General features: G+C 68.1%; 13 protein-coding genes. 7 read left to right on the top strand and 6 right to left on the bottom strand.

The genetic code is table 11. The annotated features are described in order from the left end of the window. Nucleotides 1-738 (top strand): ABC transporter ATP-binding protein, encoded by a 738-nt coding sequence (locus EDM04_RS07000; protein WP_123620512.1) that lies wholly within the window; start codon nt 1-3, stop codon nt 736-738. A 212-nt stretch (nt 739-950) separates the two neighbouring features. Here EDM04_RS07000 and rdfA read toward each other — a convergent pair whose 3' ends face one another. Next, nucleotides 951-1,577, bottom strand: coding sequence for a rod-determining factor RdfA (gene rdfA / locus EDM04_RS06995; protein ID WP_123620510.1), 627 nt, complete (start codon nt 1,575-1,577; stop codon nt 951-953). A 267-nt stretch (nt 1,578-1,844) separates the two neighbouring features. On the opposite strand from rdfA, the gene EDM04_RS06990 reads away from it, so the two are divergent. Together EDM04_RS06990 and xacR are read left to right on the top strand one after the other, a co-directional pair. Further along, nucleotides 1,845-3,359: a phosphoenolpyruvate carboxykinase (ATP) gene (locus tag EDM04_RS06990; protein ID WP_123620508.1), complete on the top strand. Its 1,515-nt coding sequence runs from the start codon at nt 1,845-1,847 to the stop codon at nt 3,357-3,359. A 275-nt stretch (nt 3,360-3,634) separates the two neighbouring features. Beyond that, nucleotides 3,635-4,390 (top strand): HTH-type transcriptional regulator XacR, encoded by a 756-nt coding sequence (gene xacR, locus EDM04_RS06985; protein WP_123620505.1) that lies wholly within the window; start codon nt 3,635-3,637, stop codon nt 4,388-4,390. 384 nt (nt 4,391-4,774) lie between these two features. On the opposite strand, the gene EDM04_RS06980 is transcribed toward xacR, so the two are convergent. The 3 genes from EDM04_RS06980 to EDM04_RS06970 all read right to left on the bottom strand — a co-directional run bounded on the left by EDM04_RS06980 (nt 4,775) and on the right by EDM04_RS06970 (nt 7,965). After that, nucleotides 4,775-5,737 carry a mannonate dehydratase gene (locus EDM04_RS06980; RefSeq protein WP_241154862.1) on the bottom strand — a complete coding sequence of 321 codons (963 nt, stop codon included), beginning with the start codon at nt 5,735-5,737 and terminating at the stop codon, nt 4,775-4,777. A gap of 196 nt (nt 5,738-5,933) precedes the next feature. Next, on the bottom strand, nt 5,934-6,389 hold the full coding sequence (locus EDM04_RS06975; RefSeq protein WP_123620503.1) for a universal stress protein: 456 nt from the start codon (nt 6,387-6,389) through the stop codon (nt 5,934-5,936). 127 nt (nt 6,390-6,516) lie between these two features. Continuing rightward, nucleotides 6,517-7,965 carry an aldehyde dehydrogenase family protein gene (locus EDM04_RS06970; RefSeq protein WP_164471103.1) on the bottom strand — a complete coding sequence of 483 codons (1,449 nt, stop codon included), beginning with the start codon at nt 7,963-7,965 and terminating at the stop codon, nt 6,517-6,519. Between the two features lie 147 nt (nt 7,966-8,112). On the opposite strand from EDM04_RS06970, the gene gfo6 reads away from it, so the two are divergent. From gfo6 to EDM04_RS06955, 3 genes are all read left to right on the top strand, one after another. Further along, complete coding sequence (gene gfo6, locus EDM04_RS06965; RefSeq protein WP_123620498.1) at nt 8,113-9,198, top strand: D-xylose 1-dehydrogenase Gfo6; 1,086 nt, start codon at nt 8,113-8,115, stop codon at nt 9,196-9,198. 301 nt (nt 9,199-9,499) lie between these two features. Then, nucleotides 9,500-10,738 carry a mandelate racemase/muconate lactonizing enzyme family protein gene (locus tag EDM04_RS06960; protein WP_123620496.1) on the top strand — a complete coding sequence of 413 codons (1,239 nt, stop codon included), beginning with the start codon at nt 9,500-9,502 and terminating at the stop codon, nt 10,736-10,738. A 193-nt stretch (nt 10,739-10,931) separates the two neighbouring features. Then, nucleotides 10,932-11,807, top strand: a complete 876-nt coding sequence (locus EDM04_RS06955; RefSeq protein WP_123620494.1) for a fumarylacetoacetate hydrolase family protein — start codon at nt 10,932-10,934, stop codon at nt 11,805-11,807. Nucleotides 11,808-11,879: 72 nt separating this feature from the next. Here the strand turns inward: EDM04_RS06955 and EDM04_RS06950 are convergent, their stop codons facing one another. Beyond that, complete coding sequence (locus tag EDM04_RS06950; protein WP_123620885.1) at nt 11,880-14,138, bottom strand: glycoside hydrolase family 3 N-terminal domain-containing protein; 2,259 nt, start codon at nt 14,136-14,138, stop codon at nt 11,880-11,882. 491 nt (nt 14,139-14,629) lie between these two features. On the opposite strand from EDM04_RS06950, the gene EDM04_RS06945 reads away from it, so the two are divergent. Then, entirely contained in the window at nt 14,630-16,897 is a 2,268-nt protein-coding gene (locus tag EDM04_RS06945; protein WP_241154861.1) for a glycoside hydrolase family 3 N-terminal domain-containing protein, read from the top strand. Between the two features lie 93 nt (nt 16,898-16,990). On the opposite strand, the gene EDM04_RS06940 is transcribed toward EDM04_RS06945, so the two are convergent. After that, nucleotides 16,991-18,919 (bottom strand): archaea-specific SMC-related protein, encoded by a 1,929-nt coding sequence (locus tag EDM04_RS06940; RefSeq protein ID WP_123620492.1) that lies wholly within the window; start codon nt 18,917-18,919, stop codon nt 16,991-16,993. Nucleotides 18,920-19,206 lie beyond the last annotated feature (287 nt).

The following is a 19,206-nucleotide window of genomic DNA, read 5'->3' as shown; positions in this document are numbered from 1 at the left end:
ATGGCGCCCGACTCCCTCCTCGAAATGGACGGCGTGTACGCCTCGTACGGCTCCGGACACGTGCTGTGGGACGTATCGCTCGACGTCGACGACGGCGAAGTCGTGGGGCTCCTCGGACGGAACGGCGCCGGGAAGACCACCACGCTCCGGACGATATCCGGCGTCATCAAGCCGACAGAGGGCGCGGTCCGCTTCGGCGGCGAGGACATCACGGCGGTGCCCGACTACGAAATCAGCCAGCGCGGAATCAGCTACGTCCCGGAGGGACGCGACGTGTTCCCCGACCTCACCGTCCACGAGAACCTGCGCATGGGCGGCGTGACGGGGAGCGAGGGTATCATGACGATCGAGGAGATCCTCGAGTGGATGCCCCGCCTCGAGGAGCGGAAGTCGCTAAAGGCCTCGAAGCTCAGCGGCGGCGAACAGCAGATGCTCGCGATCGGGCGCGCACTGATGAGCAAGACGGAACTCCTGCTGCTCGACGAGCCGACCGAGGGACTGGCTCCCCAGATCGTCGAAGACGTGATCGAGACTATCGAGACGATCAAGGGCCGGGACATCCCCATCCTGCTCGTAGAACAGAACCTGAACACCGTGTTAGAAGTCGCGGACCGAGTGTACATCCTCGATCAGGGCCGGGTCGTCTACGACGGTTCGATCGACGAACTCCGAGCGGACGAGGACGTGCAACTGGAGTATCTCGGCGTCGGGACCGACAGGTCTCAACAGCTCGACTGACGGGGTTGAACGGTTTCGGGCGTCACGGCAATCCACCCTTCTCTCTGTTACCTGCGCGAGTGCGGAGACCGATCGAGGGAAACGACGGCCCGAGGGGTGGTTCGGTCCCCGAACCCGACCAAGATATATAAAATAAATATAATACATTGGAAACTGATGACTTACCGCCGTACTACCGCCACCGTGTTCCAACCAGCGAGCCGGCCGCCGGCTCACTCGTCGCCGGCGGTCTCGGACTCCGCCGCGCAGCCGCAGCCGCCGCGCCGGATCAGTTCCCCGACGGGCGAGTCGGCGCCGCAGTTCGGGCAGACGGCGCGCACGTCGACGAGCACGTCGTAGTCGCCCCGGTCCAGCTCCTCGGCGTTCGCGAGCGAGGAGATGGCCGACTCGGCGACCGCCGAGACCCGTCCCTGGAGCTTCTCGATGGTCTCGACCTTCCGGTCGGCCATGTCGTCGTCCGCCGCCGGGAGGCTCGCCTCGCGCTCCTGCGTGAGGTACGTGTGGATCGCTTGGTGAGTGACGAAGTCGCCGGTGAGCTCGTCGACGTCGATCCCCTCGCGTTCGAGGCGACGACGCGCCCGCGTCGCGGACGACCCCGACTCGCCGCGGAGGGCCTCGTACGTGCTCGACACGTCGACGTTGAGCGACGAGACGCCGACCTCGCGGAGGGCCGCCTCCAGCACCGCCTCGTTGAACTCGTCGGCGAGGTCCCGCAGGCTCGTCCGCTCGCCCGCCTCGCCGGTCCACGCGGCCTCCAAGTTCGCGCCCATGCCGTCGAGGTCGTACTCCCGGATCACCCGGGCGACCTTCGTGTTCGCGCCACTCGCTTCGGTGGTCATACCCTGGGTTCGACCCCGAGCGTGACAAAATCATCGGTGTACCGCCCCACCGGTCGTTCAGGGGGAATCGAAGGGAGACGACGGCCCGTGGCCCCGGCAGCATTCATTACGATATTCGTATAATTCTTCAAATTGGTAATTTTTCGTATGTGTGTTCACAGGTCCCGAGCGCGCGCCGAGCGTCATCGCCAGCGGGCGTCGGCGGGCGTCGCTGGCCAGTGTCCCACCGTTCAGCACGCTTATATACTCTCAAACGAAATTCCGTACATGGCCACTCAAGATCCGGTCCCGGAACCCACGGCGTATCCGGATCCGGAGACGGCGGACCACGTCACGTACAACCCCTCGTTCGCTGAACTGCGCGAGCTGTCGGCGGACGAGGAGGTGACGACGGAGTACGGATCGCCGTCGTACGTGAGCGACTATCGGTCGCGGAGCGCCGAGGCGACGGCGAACACCCTCGACGACGACTTCGACGACGAGGATTACGGCGTGTTCGCGCGCGGCGTCGAGTGGGTCAACGACCCGGAGAACGACGTGGTCTGCGTCGACCGCGTCGTCGGTCGGCACCCGGACACCTCGTACGTGTGTCGGCTGTTCCTCCCCGCGGAGTACGGCCGGATCGCGCTGTCGTGGGCGAAGCTCCTCGAACCGTCTCACGGTCGGTCCCCGGACTTCGTCACGGTGCAGCTGCCCGACGCGACCGACGATCCGCGGATCCGGGTCCACCCGGAAGACGGCGCCACGACGGTTCTCGGGAGCGATTACACGGGCGAGGCGAAGAAGTCGTTCCTCCGGCTGTTCATGCACCGCGCGAAGCGACAGGGCGGACTGGGCCTTCACGCGGGGAGCAAGCGCGTTACGCTCGCCGACGGGGACGACACCCGCGACGTGGGACAGCTGTTCCTGGGGCTCTCCGGGACGGGGAAGTCGACACTGACCAGCCACGGCCTCTGGCTCGACGACCCGGAGGGCGTCGAGATGATCCAGGACGACGTGTGCGCGCTCCTGCCCTCCGGGACGGTCGCCGGGAGCGAGGGCGGCGGCCTCTACATCAAAACCATCGGCCTCGACGCGTCCGAACAGCCGGAGCTGCACAGCGCCGCGACGGACGAGAGCGCAGTCCTCGAGAACGTCGCCGTCGACGACGACGGCGCGGTCCACTTCGACGAGCCTCGCTACGGGAAGAACGCGCGGGCGACCATCCGACGGAACCGGCTGGAGAGCTCGGCGGACGACATCGACCTGGATCACGTCGACCAGGTGTTTTTCATCACCCGGAACCCCCTGATGCCGCCGATCGCGCGCCTCGACCACGAGCAGGCCGCGGTCGCGTTCATGCTCGGTGAGTCCGTGGAGACGAGCGCGGGCGACCCCTCGCGGGTGGGTGAGCCGATCCGGGTCGTCGGCACCAACCCGTTCATCGTCGGCTCCGAGGGCGAGGAGGGGAACCAGTTCCGCGATCTCATCGCCGACCTCGACGTCGAGTGTTACGTCATCAACACGGGAACGGTGGGAACCGACGATCCGATCGACGTCGGCGTCGAGGAGACCGTCGCCGTGCTGGAGGGAGCGGCCCGGAACCGCATCGAGTGGGAGCGCGACGACGACCTCGGACTGACCGTTCCGAGCGAGGTTCCGGGGATCGACGTCGAGCGGTTCGCCGTCACGGACCGCGTCGACGACTTCGAGGCGGCCCGCGACGCGCTCCGCGAGGACCGCCGCGAGTACCTCGCCGAGTTCGAGGACCTCGACGACGAGATCCGCGACGCGATGTACTAGTGGAGCGCTCCGAGCAGACGAGCGATCCGTGGCCTCTCGTTACCGTCTCGCCACACTGAGGGCCTGTCGAACGCATACCGGGTATTGATTCGACGATTACATTCCCTCGCTCGACGATAGTCGATTAGCTCCGGGCTTACTACGTGGAGCCCGCCCGATCCGGTCGGGCAGCCCGCCGATCCCTCCGTCGCTCGCCGTAAACGGGACCCCGTACTCCCGAACGTCGTTCTGTATCCCAGAACGCTTATCACCGCTTCGTATCTTGATCGATCACCATGGACGCCAAGCATCCGGTGCGAACCACCGAGAAGACTCTCGCGCTGGTCGACGAGCTGATGGACCGGGGGCCGTGCGGAGTGACGGAGCTGGCGGAGGGGGTAGAGATGGGGAAGAGCGCGGTACACAACCACCTCACGACGCTCCAAAAGCACGGGTACGTGCTGAAGACCGGCGAGAAGTACCAGCTCGGGCTGAAGTTCCTCGAGGTCGGCGGCTCCACCCGGAAGTCGATGGAGTTCTATCAGGTCGCCGAGCCTGAGGTGAAGTCGCTCGCGGACGAGACCGGTGAGCTCGCGAACCTCCTCGTCGAGGAGCAGGGGATGGGCGTGTACCTGATGCGGTCGAAGGGCGAGGAGGCCGTCGACCTCGACACCTACGCCGGGCTCCGGACCAACCTCCACACCACCGCGCTCGGGAAGGCGGTCCTCGCGCACCTGCCTGAGTCCCGCGTCGAAGAGATCATCGAGCAGCGCGGGTTAGAGCGAAAGACCCCCCGCAGCGTCGGCTCCCGCGAGGAGCTGTTCGACGCGCTAGAGGGCGTCCGCGACCGCGGGTACGCGATCGACGACGGGGAGCGCCTCGAGGGGCTGCGGTGTATCGCGGCCCCGGTCAAGGACTCCTCGGACGAGGTGCTGGGCGCGATCAGCGTGTCGGCGCCCGCCAGCCGCGTCAGCGACGACGACCTCCACGGCCGGCTCCCCGAACGCGTGCTCAGCGCGGCCAACGTCGTCGAACTGAACATCAACTACTGACCGTCGTTCCGTCATTCAGAACGCCTTTCGGCGGCTTTCACGCGCCGATGCGAGCAGCACTACTGCTAATTGCGACGGATATCGGTCGATCGAGGTCGGTTCCCGCGATCAGAACTACAACCGTGCTTTTTTGACATCCTCTCCGCCCTAAAGGGCGAGGATTCCCCGAAGGGGATATTCAGGTTGCGCGTTTCCTCGGGTTCAAGTACGCTTTCGCGTGACCCGTCGAAGGTCGCCACTGAGTTGTGACCAACGGTGTGCTTTCCAGCGCGCACTCGGCCATCCTCTCGACCGATCCGAACCGACCGAGCGGGGTGCGGTGGCGGAAGCTCGGACCGCGCCTTCCCACCGGTCTGCACTACGGTGCCTTCCCACCGGTCTGCACTACGGTGCCTCCCCACCGGTCTGCTCTAACAGACCCCTCATGTACCCGATCGCGAACAGCCGCCCCATGTCGGTGTAGCCGGCCTGCGCGTCGTCGCGGTGGCCCTCGTCGAGCATCCGCGGAACGTGGTCGGGACGGATCGGGCCGTCGAAGCCGATCTCGCGGTACGCCTCCATCGCGGCGAGCATGTCGGTGGGCCCGTCGTCCTGCCACGTCTCGACGAACTCCTCGGGGGTTCCGTCGACGTCTCGGAAGTGCACGAAGTGGATCCGGTCGCCGAACCGCCGGATCGTCTCGGGAACGTCGGCACCCATCGCGGCGTAGTTGCCCTGACAGAACGTCAGCCCGTGGTTCGGGCTGTCGTGAAGGTCGAGGATGCGCCGGACGTTCTCCACGGAACTGACCAGCCGCGGAACCCCCCGCAGAGAGTCGACCGGCGGGTCGTCGGGATGGAGCGCCAGCTTCACGCCCGCCTCCTCGGCCACGGGGACGACCTCCTCGAGGAAGTGCTCGAGGTTCTCCCAGAGCTCCGCCTCGGTCACGTCGACCGGGTAGTCCGACGCGCGCTCTGCCTGCTCGTGGTCGTAGGCCGTCGTCCGGGAGTCGCCGCGCAGCGGGACCTCGTCGGCGGTGCGGAGGACCCCGATCGGGTTCTCCGTCCAGACCCAGCAGTAGACGCCGATGCCCGCCCGGCCCATGTTCCGAACCAGGCGCTTGACCGTCTCGATCTCCTCGTCCCGGCCCTCCTGTCCGAGAACGGTCTTCGTCATCGGCGGGCGGTCCTCCACCACGTCCAGCGAGAGCCCGTGGGCCGCGAACCGGTTTTTGGTCCGGAGGAGCGAGTCGTACGTCCACCACTCGTCTTCCCCCCAGAACCGGACGACGGCGGTCGAAACACCGAGCTGACGGGCGAGGGTCCACCGGCGGTCGGGACGCGGCGGCAACATGACTGTCGTGTCCATGCGACACCTTCGCGACGCGCCGCAATAGTGGTTGCGTGAACGAATCGGTAATCCGGTGGTGAATCATATTGGGGAAAATTACTTATTACAAGCGAAACGTTTTGCTTGTACGGTCGAGTGCCACAAGTCACCATCTATCAACTCGACCGTGTCTTCCGTCCCGCCGAGCGATCGGTATCCCGACGATTCGGAGCCGTCAGTTCGTGCGAACGGTGACGAACCCGGAGAAGTTGAGGATGAGCTGTTGGGTGGTGTCGCCGAACATCGCTTTCCCCGTCGGGGACCGCCGCCGTCCCGTGGTGTACACGTGGTCGCAGCCGTGTTCCTCCGTGAGCTCGATGACCCGGCTCGCCTCCATCTCCTCGGTCACGTCCGTCAGGACCGTGTACTCGATATCGAAGTCCGCGAACGGCTCTCGGACGATGTCGTCGACGAACTGCTTCGCGACGGCCTGCGCGTCCTCGTCGGCGTAGTCTTTGTTCTCCACGCGACCGATCTCGTCGAGGGCCGTCTGCGACTCCTCGAACTGCTCCGGCGTCAGCGGGAGGTACAACACCAGGTCGGCGTCCGTCCCGGCGGCGTACGCCGCGGCCTCTCGAAGCATGTCGCCGCTGTGGTCCGGATCGTCGATGGCTACGAACGCGTTCTCCATGGACGCGTTCACGGACCCGTCCCGTATAAAACTCCTCTCTCGGAAGGAATGTGGACCGGCCGTCAGTGGGACAGACGCGGCCGGTGGTTTCGGGACGATACTGTGGAGATACGGGGCGGCGACCGGCTCAGTAGTTGTCGTAGACGGTCTTCTCGATGGTGTAGAACTCCAGCCCCTCGTCGCCCTGTTCGCGCCAGGTCTCTGAGGAGGAGCGCTTGAAGCCGCCGAAGGGGACGTGAAGCTCGAGGCCGGTCGTCTTCTCGTTGACCTTGACGACGCCGGCTTCCGCCTCGTCGATGAACCGCTTGGCCTCCGTGTGGTCGTCGGTGACGACGCTGGCCGAGAGCCCGTACTCCACGTCGTTGGCGACGCGGAGCCCCTCGTCGTAGTCGCTCACCTCGATGACGGCGATCACCGGGCCGAACACCTCTTCGCAGGCGATCGTGTCGTCGTTGTCGACGTCGGTCAGGACGGTCGGCTCGACGAAGTGGCCGGTCTCGACCGCGTCGCCGGTGGGCTTCCCGCCGCCGGCCGCGACCGTCGCGCCCTCGTCGCGGGCGATGTCGACGTACTCGAGCGTGGACTCCATCTCGTCGGCGCTGACCTGCGGTCCCATCTCGTGGTCGAGGCCGGGGCCGATGTCGATGGCCTCCGCGGCGTCGACGAGCTCGTCGACGAACTCGTCGTACACGTCCTCGTGGACGATCGCGCGGGAACACGCGGTACACGACTGGCCCGTCGTTCCGAAACCGCCGGAGGCGACGATCTCGGCGGCCTCGGCGGGATCGGCCGAATCGGCGACCAGCGTCGGGTTCTTCCCGCCCATCTCCGTCTGGACCCGCTTGCCGGCGTCCGTGGCCTGATCGTAGACCATCTCGCCGACCTGTCCGCTGCCCGTGAAGGAGACGGCGTCGGTGCCCTCGTTCGTGATGAACTCGTTGCCGACCGAGCTTCCGGGGCCGGTCACGACGTTGAGCACGCCGTCCGGGAGCCCGGCCTCGTCTAACGCCTCCGCGATCGCGAAGACGACGCCCGGGGCGGCGCTCGCGGGCTTGATGACCACGGTGTTGCCCGCGGCGAGCGCGGGGGCGAGCTTCCACGCCGGGATGGCGATGGGGTAGTTCCACGGCGTGATCAGCGCCGCGACGCCGACCGGCTCCTTGCGCGTGTAGAGCGTCGTGTCACGGCTGCTGGAGCCTTTCACCGTCCCGCCGAGGTCCGAGGCCTTCCCGGCGAAGTAGTGGAAGATGTCTATCGCGCGCTGTACCTCGCCGGCCGCCTCGGGACGGGCCTTCCCCTCTTCCGCGACGAGCGTCTCGGTGAGCTCGTCCTTCCGATCGGCGAGGATCGTCCCCGCCTGCCGGAGGACCCGACCGCGCTCCGGACCGGGCGTGGTCGCCCACTCCTCCTGCGCGTCGGCCGCCGCCTCGACCGCCTCGACGGCGTCCGCCGTGTCGGATTGCTGGTAGCTCGCTATCGTCTCGTCGGGGGCCGCGGGGTCGTGAACCTCGAACGTCTCTCCCGTCTCCGAGGAGACCCACTCGCCGTCGACGTAGTTCTGATTGGGCTCAGGCACGCCTCCACCTTCGAGGCCGACCCATACCATTCTTACGGTTTTAGCGATCCGCGAGACGGCGTCGGCGGCGTCCACCGAGAGTGGGTCTCGTTCCCCGCGAGCCGCGTCGTCCAATAGGCTTTTGCAGATAGCCGCGAACGTCGAGCCATGGCAGCCGCCGACTATCTCAAGAGCGTCAGAGATCGGGACTGGGAGGAGTTGGAGTCGGGAACGCTCCGGATCGCGATGATCAGCCTCGGCTGGTGGACCCGCGAACAGGCGATCCCCGCGGTCGCCGACTCGGAGTTCTGCGAGACCACCGTTCTCGTCAGCCGGAGCCGCGAGAAGGCGACCGCGGCCGCAGAGGAGATTCCGACCGTCGAGGCCGCGCTCACCGACGAGGAGTTCGCGGACGGCGAGGCGACCGACGCGTACGACGCGGCCTACGTCTGCACGCCGAACGCGCTCCACCTGCCGTACGCGGAGGCCGCCGCCGAACACGGAAAGGCCGTCCTCTGTGAGAAGCCCGTGGAGTCGACCCGCGAGCGCGCCGAGCGCCTCGTCGAGGCCACCGCGGACGTGCCGCTGATGGTCGCCTACCGGATGCAGACCGATCCCCTGGTCCGCCGAACGCGCGAGCTGATCGCGGCGGGCGCCGTCGGCGATCCCGTAAGCGTCCACGGGAGCATGAGCCAACAGATGCAGGAGACGGTCTCCGGCGACCCCGACCAGTGGCGCCTCGACCCGGAGCTCGTCGGCTACGGCGCGAGCGTGATGGATCTGGGCATCTACCCGCTCAACACCGCGCGGTTCGTCCTCGACGCCGACCCCGTCAGCGTGACCGCTCAGATGCGGTCGGTAGACGAGGCGTTCCGGGACGTGCCCGACCAGTACGCCGCCTTCACGATCCGGTTCGACGACGGGACGCAGGCGGCCTGCACGGCCAGCCAACACGCCGCGTACACGGGGCACTTCCGCGTCGTCGGCACCGACGGTGAGCTGGTCCTCGAACCGAGCTTCCTCGGACAGCCGGAAGGGACGCTGACGCTCCGCAGCGACGGCCGGCGCTTCGAGCTTGACGACGGCCGGCGAGACGTGATGAGAGACGAGATGACCGAGGAGTTCGACTACTTCGCCGACCGCGTGCTCCGCGACGCGCCGATCGGCCCCGACGGCGACCACGCACTCGTCGACATGCGCGCCCTCGAAGCGATCTACGAGGCCGCCGAGACCGGGACGACCGTCTCGCTGTAGACGTCGTCGTCTCCGGCCGGCGGACAGCGGTCCTACCGGGACGCGTCGGACTCCTCCTTCCCCCGGCGCGTCGAGGATGTCTAACGGCTCGTTCGCGAACGTGACGGTGCGGAGCGGTACCCCGTACCGCTCGGTGCTCGCGTCGTACTCGCGGAGCTCGTCGATCGTCTCGCCGGTGTGCGGAAGGGCCGTCACGGTCTCGTGAACGTTGATCGTAGTCGGCGTTTCACTCCCGATCGAGATGGGGAACGGAACCCCACCCACAAGCTTTACTATCGGGTTCTGGGATATACGGACGCTAATGGTCGATCACGCGAAGCTCCGCGACCCGAACGCGGAGTACACCATGCGGGACCTCTCGGCGGAGACGATGGACATCACGAACTCGCGGGGCGGAGTCCGCGACGCCGAGATCACGGACGTACAGACGACGATGGTCGACGGCAACTACCCGTGGATCCTCGTCCGGGTCTACACCGACGCGGGCGTCGTCGGCACCGGCGAGTCCTACTGGGGCGGCGGCGACACCGCCATCATCGAGCGCATGAAGCCGTTCCTCGTCGGGGAGAACCCCCTCGACATCGACCGGCTCTACGAGCACCTCGTCCAGAAGATGTCCGGCGAGGGCTCGATCTCGGGGAAGGTCATCTCCGCCATCTCCGGCATCGAGATCGCGCTCCACGACGCCGCCGGGAAGCTCCTCGACGTGCCCGCCTACCAGCTCGTCGGCGGGAAGTACCGCGACGAGGTCCGCGTGTACTGCGACCTCCACACCGAGAACGAGGCCGACCCGCAGGCCTGCGCCGCCGAGGCCGAACGCGTCGTCGAGAACTTCGGCTACGACGCCATCAAGTTCGACCTCGACGTGCCGTCCGGCCACGAGAAGGACCGCGCGAACCGCCACCTCCGCAACCCCGAGATCGACCACAAGGTCGAGATCGTCGAGGCGACCACCGAGGCGGTCGGCGACGAGGCCGACGTGGCCTTCGACTGCCACTGGTCGTTCACCGGCGGCTCCGCGAAGCGCCTCGCGGAGGCCCTCGAGCCGTACGACGTGTGGTGGCTCGAAGACCCCGTCCCGCCGGAGAACCACGAGGTGCAGGAGGAGGTGACGAAGTCGACGACGACCCCCATCGCGGTCGGCGAGAACGTCTACCGGAAACACGGCCAGCGGACCCTCCTCGAACCGCAGGCGGTCGACATCGTCGCGCCGGACCTGCCGCGCGTCGGCGGGATGCGCGAGACCCGCAAGATCGCGGACCTGGCGGACATGTACTACATCCCGGTGGCGATGCACAACGTCTCTTCGCCGATCGGCACGATGGCGTCCGCGCAGGTCGGCGCGGCCATCCCGAACTCGCTCGCCTTGGAGTACCACTCCTACGAGCTCGGCTGGTGGGAGGACCTGGTCGAAGAGGACGACCTGATCGAGGAGGGCCGCATGGAGATCCCGGAGGAGCCGGGGCTCGGCCTGACGCTTGACCTCGACGCCGTCGGGGAGCACATGGTCGAGGGCGAGACGCTGTTCGACGAGGAGTAAAACGACTCGTCGAGCCAGATAGACGAGCGCAGCGAGTCTATCGGTGTTTGACGAGGCGTAAGCCGAAGCCGAGCCAGCGAATCTTCGCTTCGCGTCGTCCGATCCGGCGAAACCGGCAGAGTGCGAGGAGGCGATCCGGGCGGACGGTCGTACTGGCGGTACTCTTATAACGGCGACTGCGTATCTGTGTGGTATGCGGTATTACCGACTCCCCGGCGGAGAGCACAGCGCGGGGTCCGACTCGCTGGTCGTCGTCGACGACGGCGACGCCTACGACCTGTCGACGGCGTCGGACGATCTCGGGTCGTTCACGGAGCTCGCTCGCGCCGCGAACGCGTGCGACGAGTCTATCGACTCCATCGCTCGGGACCGGATCCCCGACGCGGATCGGGTGGACCTCGACCACGACGACGTGCTCCTCCCGGTGACCCCCGACGAGGTGTGGGCCGCGGGCGTCACGTACCAGATCAGCGAACAGGCGCGCGAGGCCGAGAGCGGCAAGCCCGAGGTGTACATCGACGTGTACGACAGCGAGCGCCCGGAGCTGTTCTTAAAGGCCACCCCCTCGCGGACGGTCGGCCCCAACGACGCCGTCGGGATCCGCGGCGACTCCACGTGGGACGTGCCGGAGCCGGAGCTCGGCGTCGTGCTCCACCGCGAGGAGGTCGTCGGGTACACGATCGGTAACGACGTGTCGAGCCGGTCCATCGAGGGCGAGAACCCGCTGTACCTCCCGCAGGCGAAGGTGTACGACAAGTGCTGTTCGATCGGCCCGTGCGTGGCGACCGGAGACGCCGTCGGCGACCCCCACGACCTCGGGATGTCGCTCGCCATCGAGCGCGACGGCGAGGTCCTCTTCGAGGACTCCACCTCGACGAGCGAGATGGCGACCACCTGCGAGAAGCTCGTCTCCTACCTCCGGCGGCACAACGACCTCCCCGAGACCGTCGTCCTGCTGACCGGCACCGCCTTAGTGCCGCCGGAGTCGTTCACGCTCGCCGAGGGCGATCGGATCGCGATCGACATCGACGAGATCGGACAGCTCGTCAACGGCACCGTCAACGTCTGACGACCCGATTTACGCTCGAACTACGCGTCGTCCGCGACCGCCCGAATTGCGCGCCGCCCGCGACTACCCGACCTACACCTCGTCTCCCACCCGCGTCTCGGTGAAGTACGTCCGCCCGTTCTCCGGCACCTCCTTCGTCCCGGTGACCTCGAACGCGGCGGTGTCGGCGACGTCGGCCGCGGAGTGACCGACGCGGAACTCGTAGGGACCGGCCTCGACGGCGAGGTCCATGTCGCGGTCGTGGTACGCGAGCTGCGTGGCGTCGACCTCGAAGGCGACGCGCGCGCTCTCACCGGGGTCGAGGGCGACGCGCTCGAACCCGACGAGCTCCTGCACCGGGCGGGCCTGATCGGGGTTCTCGGCGCTGGCGTACAGCTGGACCACGTCGCGGCCCGCCGTGTCGCCGACGTTCTCGACGGTCACCTCGGCGGTGATGGCCCCCGCGGGCGGCAGTTCGGTCGCCGACAGCGAGAGGTCGCCGTACTCGAAGTCGGTGTAGCTGAGCCCGTGTCCGAACGGGTACAGCGGGTCGCTCTCGGTGTAGACGTACTCCTCGTTGGCGGTGTTGGGCTTCCGACTGTAGTGGACCGGGAGCTGGCCGACCGACCGCGGGATGGAGACGGGGAGGTGGCCGGCGGGATTGTGCTCGCCGAACAGCACGGAGGCGACGCCCTCGCCGCCGCGCTCGCCGGGGAGCCACGCCTGCACGACCGCGGGAACCGACTCCGCGATCGACTCGATCGAGTGCGGCTTCCCGCTCACGACGACGACGACGAGCGGCGTGTCGGTCTCATGGACGCGCTCGACGAGGTCGCGCTGGACGCCGGGAAGCCCGAGGTCGACCACGTCACACCCCTCGCCGCTGGTGGCGACGCTTGGCTTGTTGACGCGGTCGCGGTCGGAGTCGGAGAAGTCGACGGCCGAGCGCGCGCCGACGAACGCGAGCGCGGCGTCGGCGTCCGCGGCGGCGTCCGCTGCCGCGTCGAAGCCGTCGGTCTCGGGGCCGGTGGTCGTACAGCCCCGCTCGTAGGTCACGTCGAAGCCGTGCTCGTCGGCGCGCTCGCGGACCGCGTCGAGCGGCGTCGTGGCGTCGAGCTCGACCTCCGCCTCGGGGTAGTGAGCGGGGTAGGCGTAGTCGCCCATGAGCTCCTGTGCGTCGTCAGCCTTCGGCCCGAGGACCGCGACGGAGTCGGTCTCCGCGCCGGCGAGCGGGAGCAGGTCGCCCTCGTTTTTCAGGAGGGTCATCGACTCCCGGGCCGCGCGCTCGGTGAGCTCGCGGGCCGCGTCGGTGCCGTAGGGCTCGGCGGCCGCCTCGGCGTCGACGGTCGCGTCGTCGAGGAGCCCCGCGTCGGCCTTCGCGCGGAGGACGCGCCGGACCGCCGCGTCGAGCGTCGCCTCGGAGAGCTCGCCCGCCTCGACCGCGTCGACGAGGTGCTCGCCGTAGCAGTCGGTGTAGGGGAGCTCCACGTCGACGCCGGCCTCCAGGGCCGCGGTGCCGGCCTCGCGCTCGTCGGCGGCGACGCCGTGCTCGCTCCGGAGGAACTCGACGCTGTAGTAGTCGGAGACGACGGTGCCGTCGAACTCCCACTCGCCGCGGAGCACCTCCGTCAGCAGCCACTCGTCGCTGGCGCAGGGAACGCCGTCGATATCGTGGTACGCGTTCATCACGGACTCCGCGTTCGCGGTGCGGACCGCGGCCTCGAACGGGAACAGGTGCGTCTCGCGCAGCTCGCGGCGGCCGACGTTGACCGAGCTTCGGTTCTTCCCGCCCTCGCCGACGCCGTGGCCCGCGAAGTGTTTGAGCGTCGCCGTGACGCCGTCGCCGCCGTCCTGTAACCCCTCGACGTAGCCGCACGCCATCGACGCGACGAGGTACGGGTCCTCGCCGAACGTCTCCTCGACGCGTCCCCACCGGAGGTCGCGGGCGACGTCGAGGACGGGCGAGAGCGCGTGCGCGGTGCCGATCGCTTCGAGCTGCTCCCGGACGGTGTCCGTGACCGACTCGAGCAGCTCCGGCGACCACGTGCTCGCCATCCCGATCATCTGCGGGAACGTCGTGCCCGCGGGCCCCATGTACCCGCTCAGACACTCCTCGTGGGGGATCGCCGGGACTCCGAGCCGGGTCTCCTCGCGGAGGTATTGTTGAAGCTCGTTCGTCCGCTCGGCGGCCGCCTTCGGGGGGAGTCCGCCCTCCCCGCCGATCCGCGTGAGGTGACCGATCCCGTTCGAGAGGTGCTCGTCGACGGCATCCTCGTCGAGCTCGCCGTCCTCGGTCAGGATTCGGTCGGCGTTCACGGAGCCGAGCTGCGCTGCCTTCTCCGCGACCGTCATCCGGTCGAGGAGCCGATCGACGCGTCGTTCGGTCGGTGTCTCGGCGACACCGCCGTCTGGACAAGTTCGCATCACCGGACACCTCTCGATCCCAGATATTAATGATTCGGGTGTCGGCGGGCGTCGGCCCGGACGGGCATCCCAACGGGACCGCCCCGTGACGTATTCCCACTGGACCGCCCCGTGACCTATCCCAACGGGATCGTCCCCGTGACGACGACGGCAGCTTCGTTCTCGGTGTCAGAACTCTCGTGCTGATAAAGGAGACATAATTTCTCAGATTCGGCGCGGTCAATCCGGTTTCGCGTCGGAATTCGGACGCTTCGCGACGACGTTTCAGACTGATGATTTATACGGCGTCGTTCTGTGATAGAGAACGGAAGAATGCGATGCACGCGGCTCGGATCGGACAGCGGATCGGGAGATCCGTCGTCACGCCCGGAGGCGACCGCCGCAGTACTTTTAAATAGTACGGCCGGGAGGTGTCGATCATGGACGACCGAGCCGAGCCGCCGACGTACCGGCAGGGCGGCGCTTCGACGGACGAGCGGATCGACGACCTCCTCGACCGGATGACGCCGGCGGAGAAGGCCGGACAGGTGACCGGGACGTGGGCGGGGACGCTCCGCGAGACGCACGACCTCGACGACGTGAAGGCGGCGATCGACGAGCGTCACCTCGGCTTCGCGGCCCCGTTCGGCTGGGGCGGGGCGCTCGCGACGACTCCCGAGGACGCCGTGGCCGCAGTCGAGGAGCTCCAGACCTACGCCCGAGAGGAGACGCGGCTGGGAATCCCGCTGCTGTTCAGCGTCGACGCGGTCCACGGGCACGCGTACATCTCGGGCGCGACGGTGTTCCCGAACGGGCTCGGGGCGGCGGCGACGTGGGACCCGGAGGGGATCGAGGCCGCGGCCGCCGTGACGGCGCGAGAGGTCCGCGCGACGGGCGCCCACCAGAACTACGGGCCGACGGTCGACGTGGGGCGCGACCCGCGGTGGGGGCGCGTCTTCGAGACGTTCGGCGAGAGCCCGCACCTCGTGGGAGAGCTCGCGGCCGCGAAGGTCCGGGGGTATCAGGGAGAGGACCTCGGTGACTCCGCGGCCCCCTCCGATCCCGACCGCGTCGTCGCGACGGCCAAGCACTTCCCGGCGTACGGCGAGCCGGAGCGCGGCGAGGACGCCTCGCCCGTCGACGTCTCCGAGTACAAGCTCCGGAACACGTTCGTCCGCCCGTTCGAGCGCGCACTCGACGCGGGCGTCGCGTCGGTGATGCCGTCGTACAACTCGATCAACGGCGAGCCCTCCCACGGCTCCGCGGCGCACCTCGACGGCCTGCTCCGCGAGGAGCTGGGGTTCGAGGGGCACGTCGTCTCCGACTGGAACGGGATCCGACACCTCCACGAGGACCACCGCACCGCCGCCGATCACGCCGACGGCGTCCGGCAGGCGCGCGAGGCGGGCGTCGACGTGGCGTCGGTCGGCCACGCGCCCCACGCCGAGCGGGTCGTCGAACTGGTCGAGGACGGCGACCTCGACGAGGCGACGCTCGACCGGGCGGTGCGGCGCGTCCTCCGCGTGAAGTTCGACCTCGGACTGTTCGACCAGGACCCTGAGGACACCGCCGACGAGGCGGCCGCCGTCGAGACGCTGGGCGCGTCGGCCCATCGCGATCGGGCGTTGGAGACCGCGCGGGACAGCATGACGCTCTTGGAGAACGACGGACTGCTGCCGCTCTCCGGCGACGAGGACGTGTTCGTGGGCGGCCCGAACGCCGACGACCTCGTCGACCAGCTCGGCGGCTGGAGCGTCGCGCGCGACGACGGGGTCCCGGGGGAGACGATCCGGGAGGCGATCGAGGACGCGACCGCCGGCGACGTGGCGTACGCGCCGGGGACGACGCTCGACGAGCCCGTCGACGTCGACGAGGCGGTCAGGGGGGCGCGCGAGGCGGACGTGGCCGTGCTCGCGCTCGGCGAAGGGTGGTACATCCACGAGTTCGGCCCGGAGGCGCTGGCCGGGAGCGAGACGGGCGACTGGCCCACCAGAGGCGATCTCCGCCTCCCGGAGGCGCAACGGGAGCTCGTTCGACGGGTACACGAGACGGGAACGCCGGTCGTCGGCGTCCTCGTGGCCGGCCGACCGCTGATCGTCGACTGGATGGCCGAGCACGTGCCGGCCCTCCTCATGGCGTACTTCCCCGGCACGGAGGGCGGCGTCGCGGTCGCGGAGACGCTGTTCGGCGGGAACGGCCCGAGCGGTCGACTGCCGATCTCCGTGCCGCGCGACGAGGGCGATCTCCCGCAATACCACGACGCACTCGCGCATCCGACGCCGATCGGGGCGGACGAACACCCCGACTCGTACGACCCCCTGTACCCGTTCGGCCACGGGCTCAGCTACACCGACTTCGAGACGACGGATCTGCGCGCGACGGTCGAGAAGGGCGCCGAGGGCAAGGGAGCGGCCGACCCCGCGGAGCGAACGGTCCGGGTCGCGGTCGAGGTGTCCAACGTCGGCGACCGCGCCGGCACCGAGACGGTACAGGTGTACGCCAGCCAGCGGCACGCGTCCCGCGTGCGACCGGTCCGGTCGCTCGTCGGGTTCGACCGCGTGACCCTCGATCCCGGCGAGCGCGAGCGCGTCGAGGTGCCGGTCCCCGCGGAGCGACTCGGGTTCCACAAGCCGCGTGAGGGGCGCGTCGTGGAGTCCGGAGCGTATCGGCTCGACGTGGCCGAGGAGTCGACGACCGTCGACCTGTAGCGTCTCGTCCGAGAGTCGCCAACCGTTCTGGAATTCGGAACGGTGAGAGGACAACCGTTACAAGCGTATCAGTGTAATAGAGAGTTCGGTCGCTCAGTCGATCTGTTCGACGTAGGCGTACTCCTCGGGGAGGGCGGCGGCGTCTTCCGGAAGGAGCGCGGCGACGAGATAGTCGGCGTGCGTCCGGAAGTAGTCGACGACGCGCGCGATCCGGTCCGAGTCGATCGCTTCCAGCGAGTCGAGCAGGACGAACGGGACCGACTCGTAGACGTCGTGGACGAGGTAGCCGGCGAGCGCGAACACGAGCCCCGTCACCTCCCGTTCGCTCTCCGAGAGGTGGTCGACCGTGTCCTCGTAGGCGGTCCCGTCGGGCGACGAGCGGACGATGTGCAGGTCGAAGCGGGTCCGGGTGACCTTGCGGCGGCCCTCGCGGACCTCGGTCTCTCGGCGTTCGATCCAGATCCGGTCGAGGTTCTCGTACTCCAGGATGTCGAGGACCGTCTCCATGTGCTCGTTGAACTCCTCGACGGCGGTCTCCTCGATGCGGTCGACGCGCGTCCGCAGCTCCGTCAGGCGCTCCGCGAGCTCCTCGCGTTCGGCCTTCAGCTCCTCGCGGCGCTCGATCGCGGCCTCCCGCTCGTCGATCTCGTCGTCGATCTCGTCGATCTCGTCTTCGAGCCGCTCGACCCGGAGCTCGATCCCGTTCGCCTCGCGGTGGAGCTCCAACGCCTCGTCGTAGCCGTCGACGTCGACCGACTCGGCTTCTTCCTCCAGCTCCTCGATCTCCGCCTCCTTCGACTCGATCCGCTCTTCGAGGTCCGCGATCCGCGACTCGGTCGACTCGATCTCCGTCCCGACCGCGTCGAGCCGCTCCTCGGCGCGCTCGATCTCGCGTCGGGCCTGCTGGATCGACGACTGCCGGTCGGTGAGCTCCTGGATCTCCGCGCGGATCTCGTTGCGCTCGTCGAGCTTGTCGGACCGGAGCTCGCGGAGCCGGTCGAGGGTCGCCTCGATCTGGTCCGTCTCGACCTCGGACCCGCAGGTCCAACAGACCGTCTGGTCGCCCGCGGTCAGCGCGTCGGTCGGATCGTCGCCGGGCGTCCCCTCGTCGATGTCGATCCCGGAGCCGTCGACCATGTCCTCGTTGAAGCCGATGACGCTGCCGAGCTCGTTGATGTCGTCGTCGAGCGAGCGCTTCCGGCGGCGCAGTTCGTCGATGCGACCGGCGAGCCGGTCCGCGTTCTCGTCGGGCTCCTCCGCCTCCTCGACGGTCTCCCGAAGCTCCTCGCGCTCCGCCTTCAGCTCCGAGATCGTCGAGCGTTCCGTTTCGAGGTCGAACTCGAGGTCATCGAGGTCAGAGCGGGCGTCGCGGACCCGCTGGAACGCCTCCTCCATCTCCTCTTTGCGCGTCCGGCTCTCCTCGACGCCGGCATCGAGCTCGTCGAGCTCCCCGCGGACCGACTCGAGCTCTTCTTCGGCCGCCTCCAGCTCCTCGACCTTCTCGCGGCGGTCCGCTTCGAGGTCGGGGAGGTCGCGTTCGAGGCTGTCGAGCTGCTCGATCTCTGACTCCAGATCGTCGCGCTCGCGCTTGCACTCGCGGATCTCCGCGTCGATCGCGTCGGTGTCGATCGGCCGCATGATGATCTCGCGGAGGTCGTCGCCGCGCGCCACCGCCCGCCGCGCCTCGTTGTTCTCGAGCAGGAACGCGAACAGGTCGGCCAGCTCCGGGTCGTCGAGGTACGGGTCGCCGCCGAACGCGACGGAGTCGCCGCGGCGCTGCAGGGTTCGCGTGTACGTCTCGTCGCCGAGTTCGAGGGTCACGTCGCCCTCCTCGGCGTCGCCCTTCAGCGAGCTCTGCCGGCTGCCCAGCCCGGCCATCAACGCCTGCAAGAAGGAGGTCCGGTTCGTCGCGTTTCGCCCGGTCAAAATCGAGACACCGTCGGAGAGTGTGACCGACGCCTCGTCGATGCCACCGATGTTTCGGACGTCGATGCGGACGGCGGATTTCGAGATCTGAGCCATCGATATGGTCGGAGAAGGGTGGTCAGGGTGTTAAGTGTATCCTTCGCTCACGAGTCGCGGTATTTCGAATCAAGTGCGTCTGCGTCGCTCGCCCACCCGAAGCTGCTCTCGATCGAACGATACCTCCTCCGAAAATAGATACTATACCCGATGTATTAGAAATAACATAAGACTAAACAAATATTCTCCGGCGGAGCCGATCCATCGGCCCGATCGGGCATCGAAGCGATCTCTCGATACGCCCACGGGCCCGTCGATTCCGACGGTGAAAGCGTTCGACGTTTCAC

The sequence above is a fragment of the Halorubrum sp. CSM-61 genome (assembly GCF_003781945.1).
Lineage (GTDB): Archaea > Halobacteriota > Halobacteria > Halobacteriales > Haloferacaceae > Halorubrum.
Note: the sequence above shows the minus strand (reverse complement) of the source record. Positions and strands in the feature narration are given on the sequence as shown.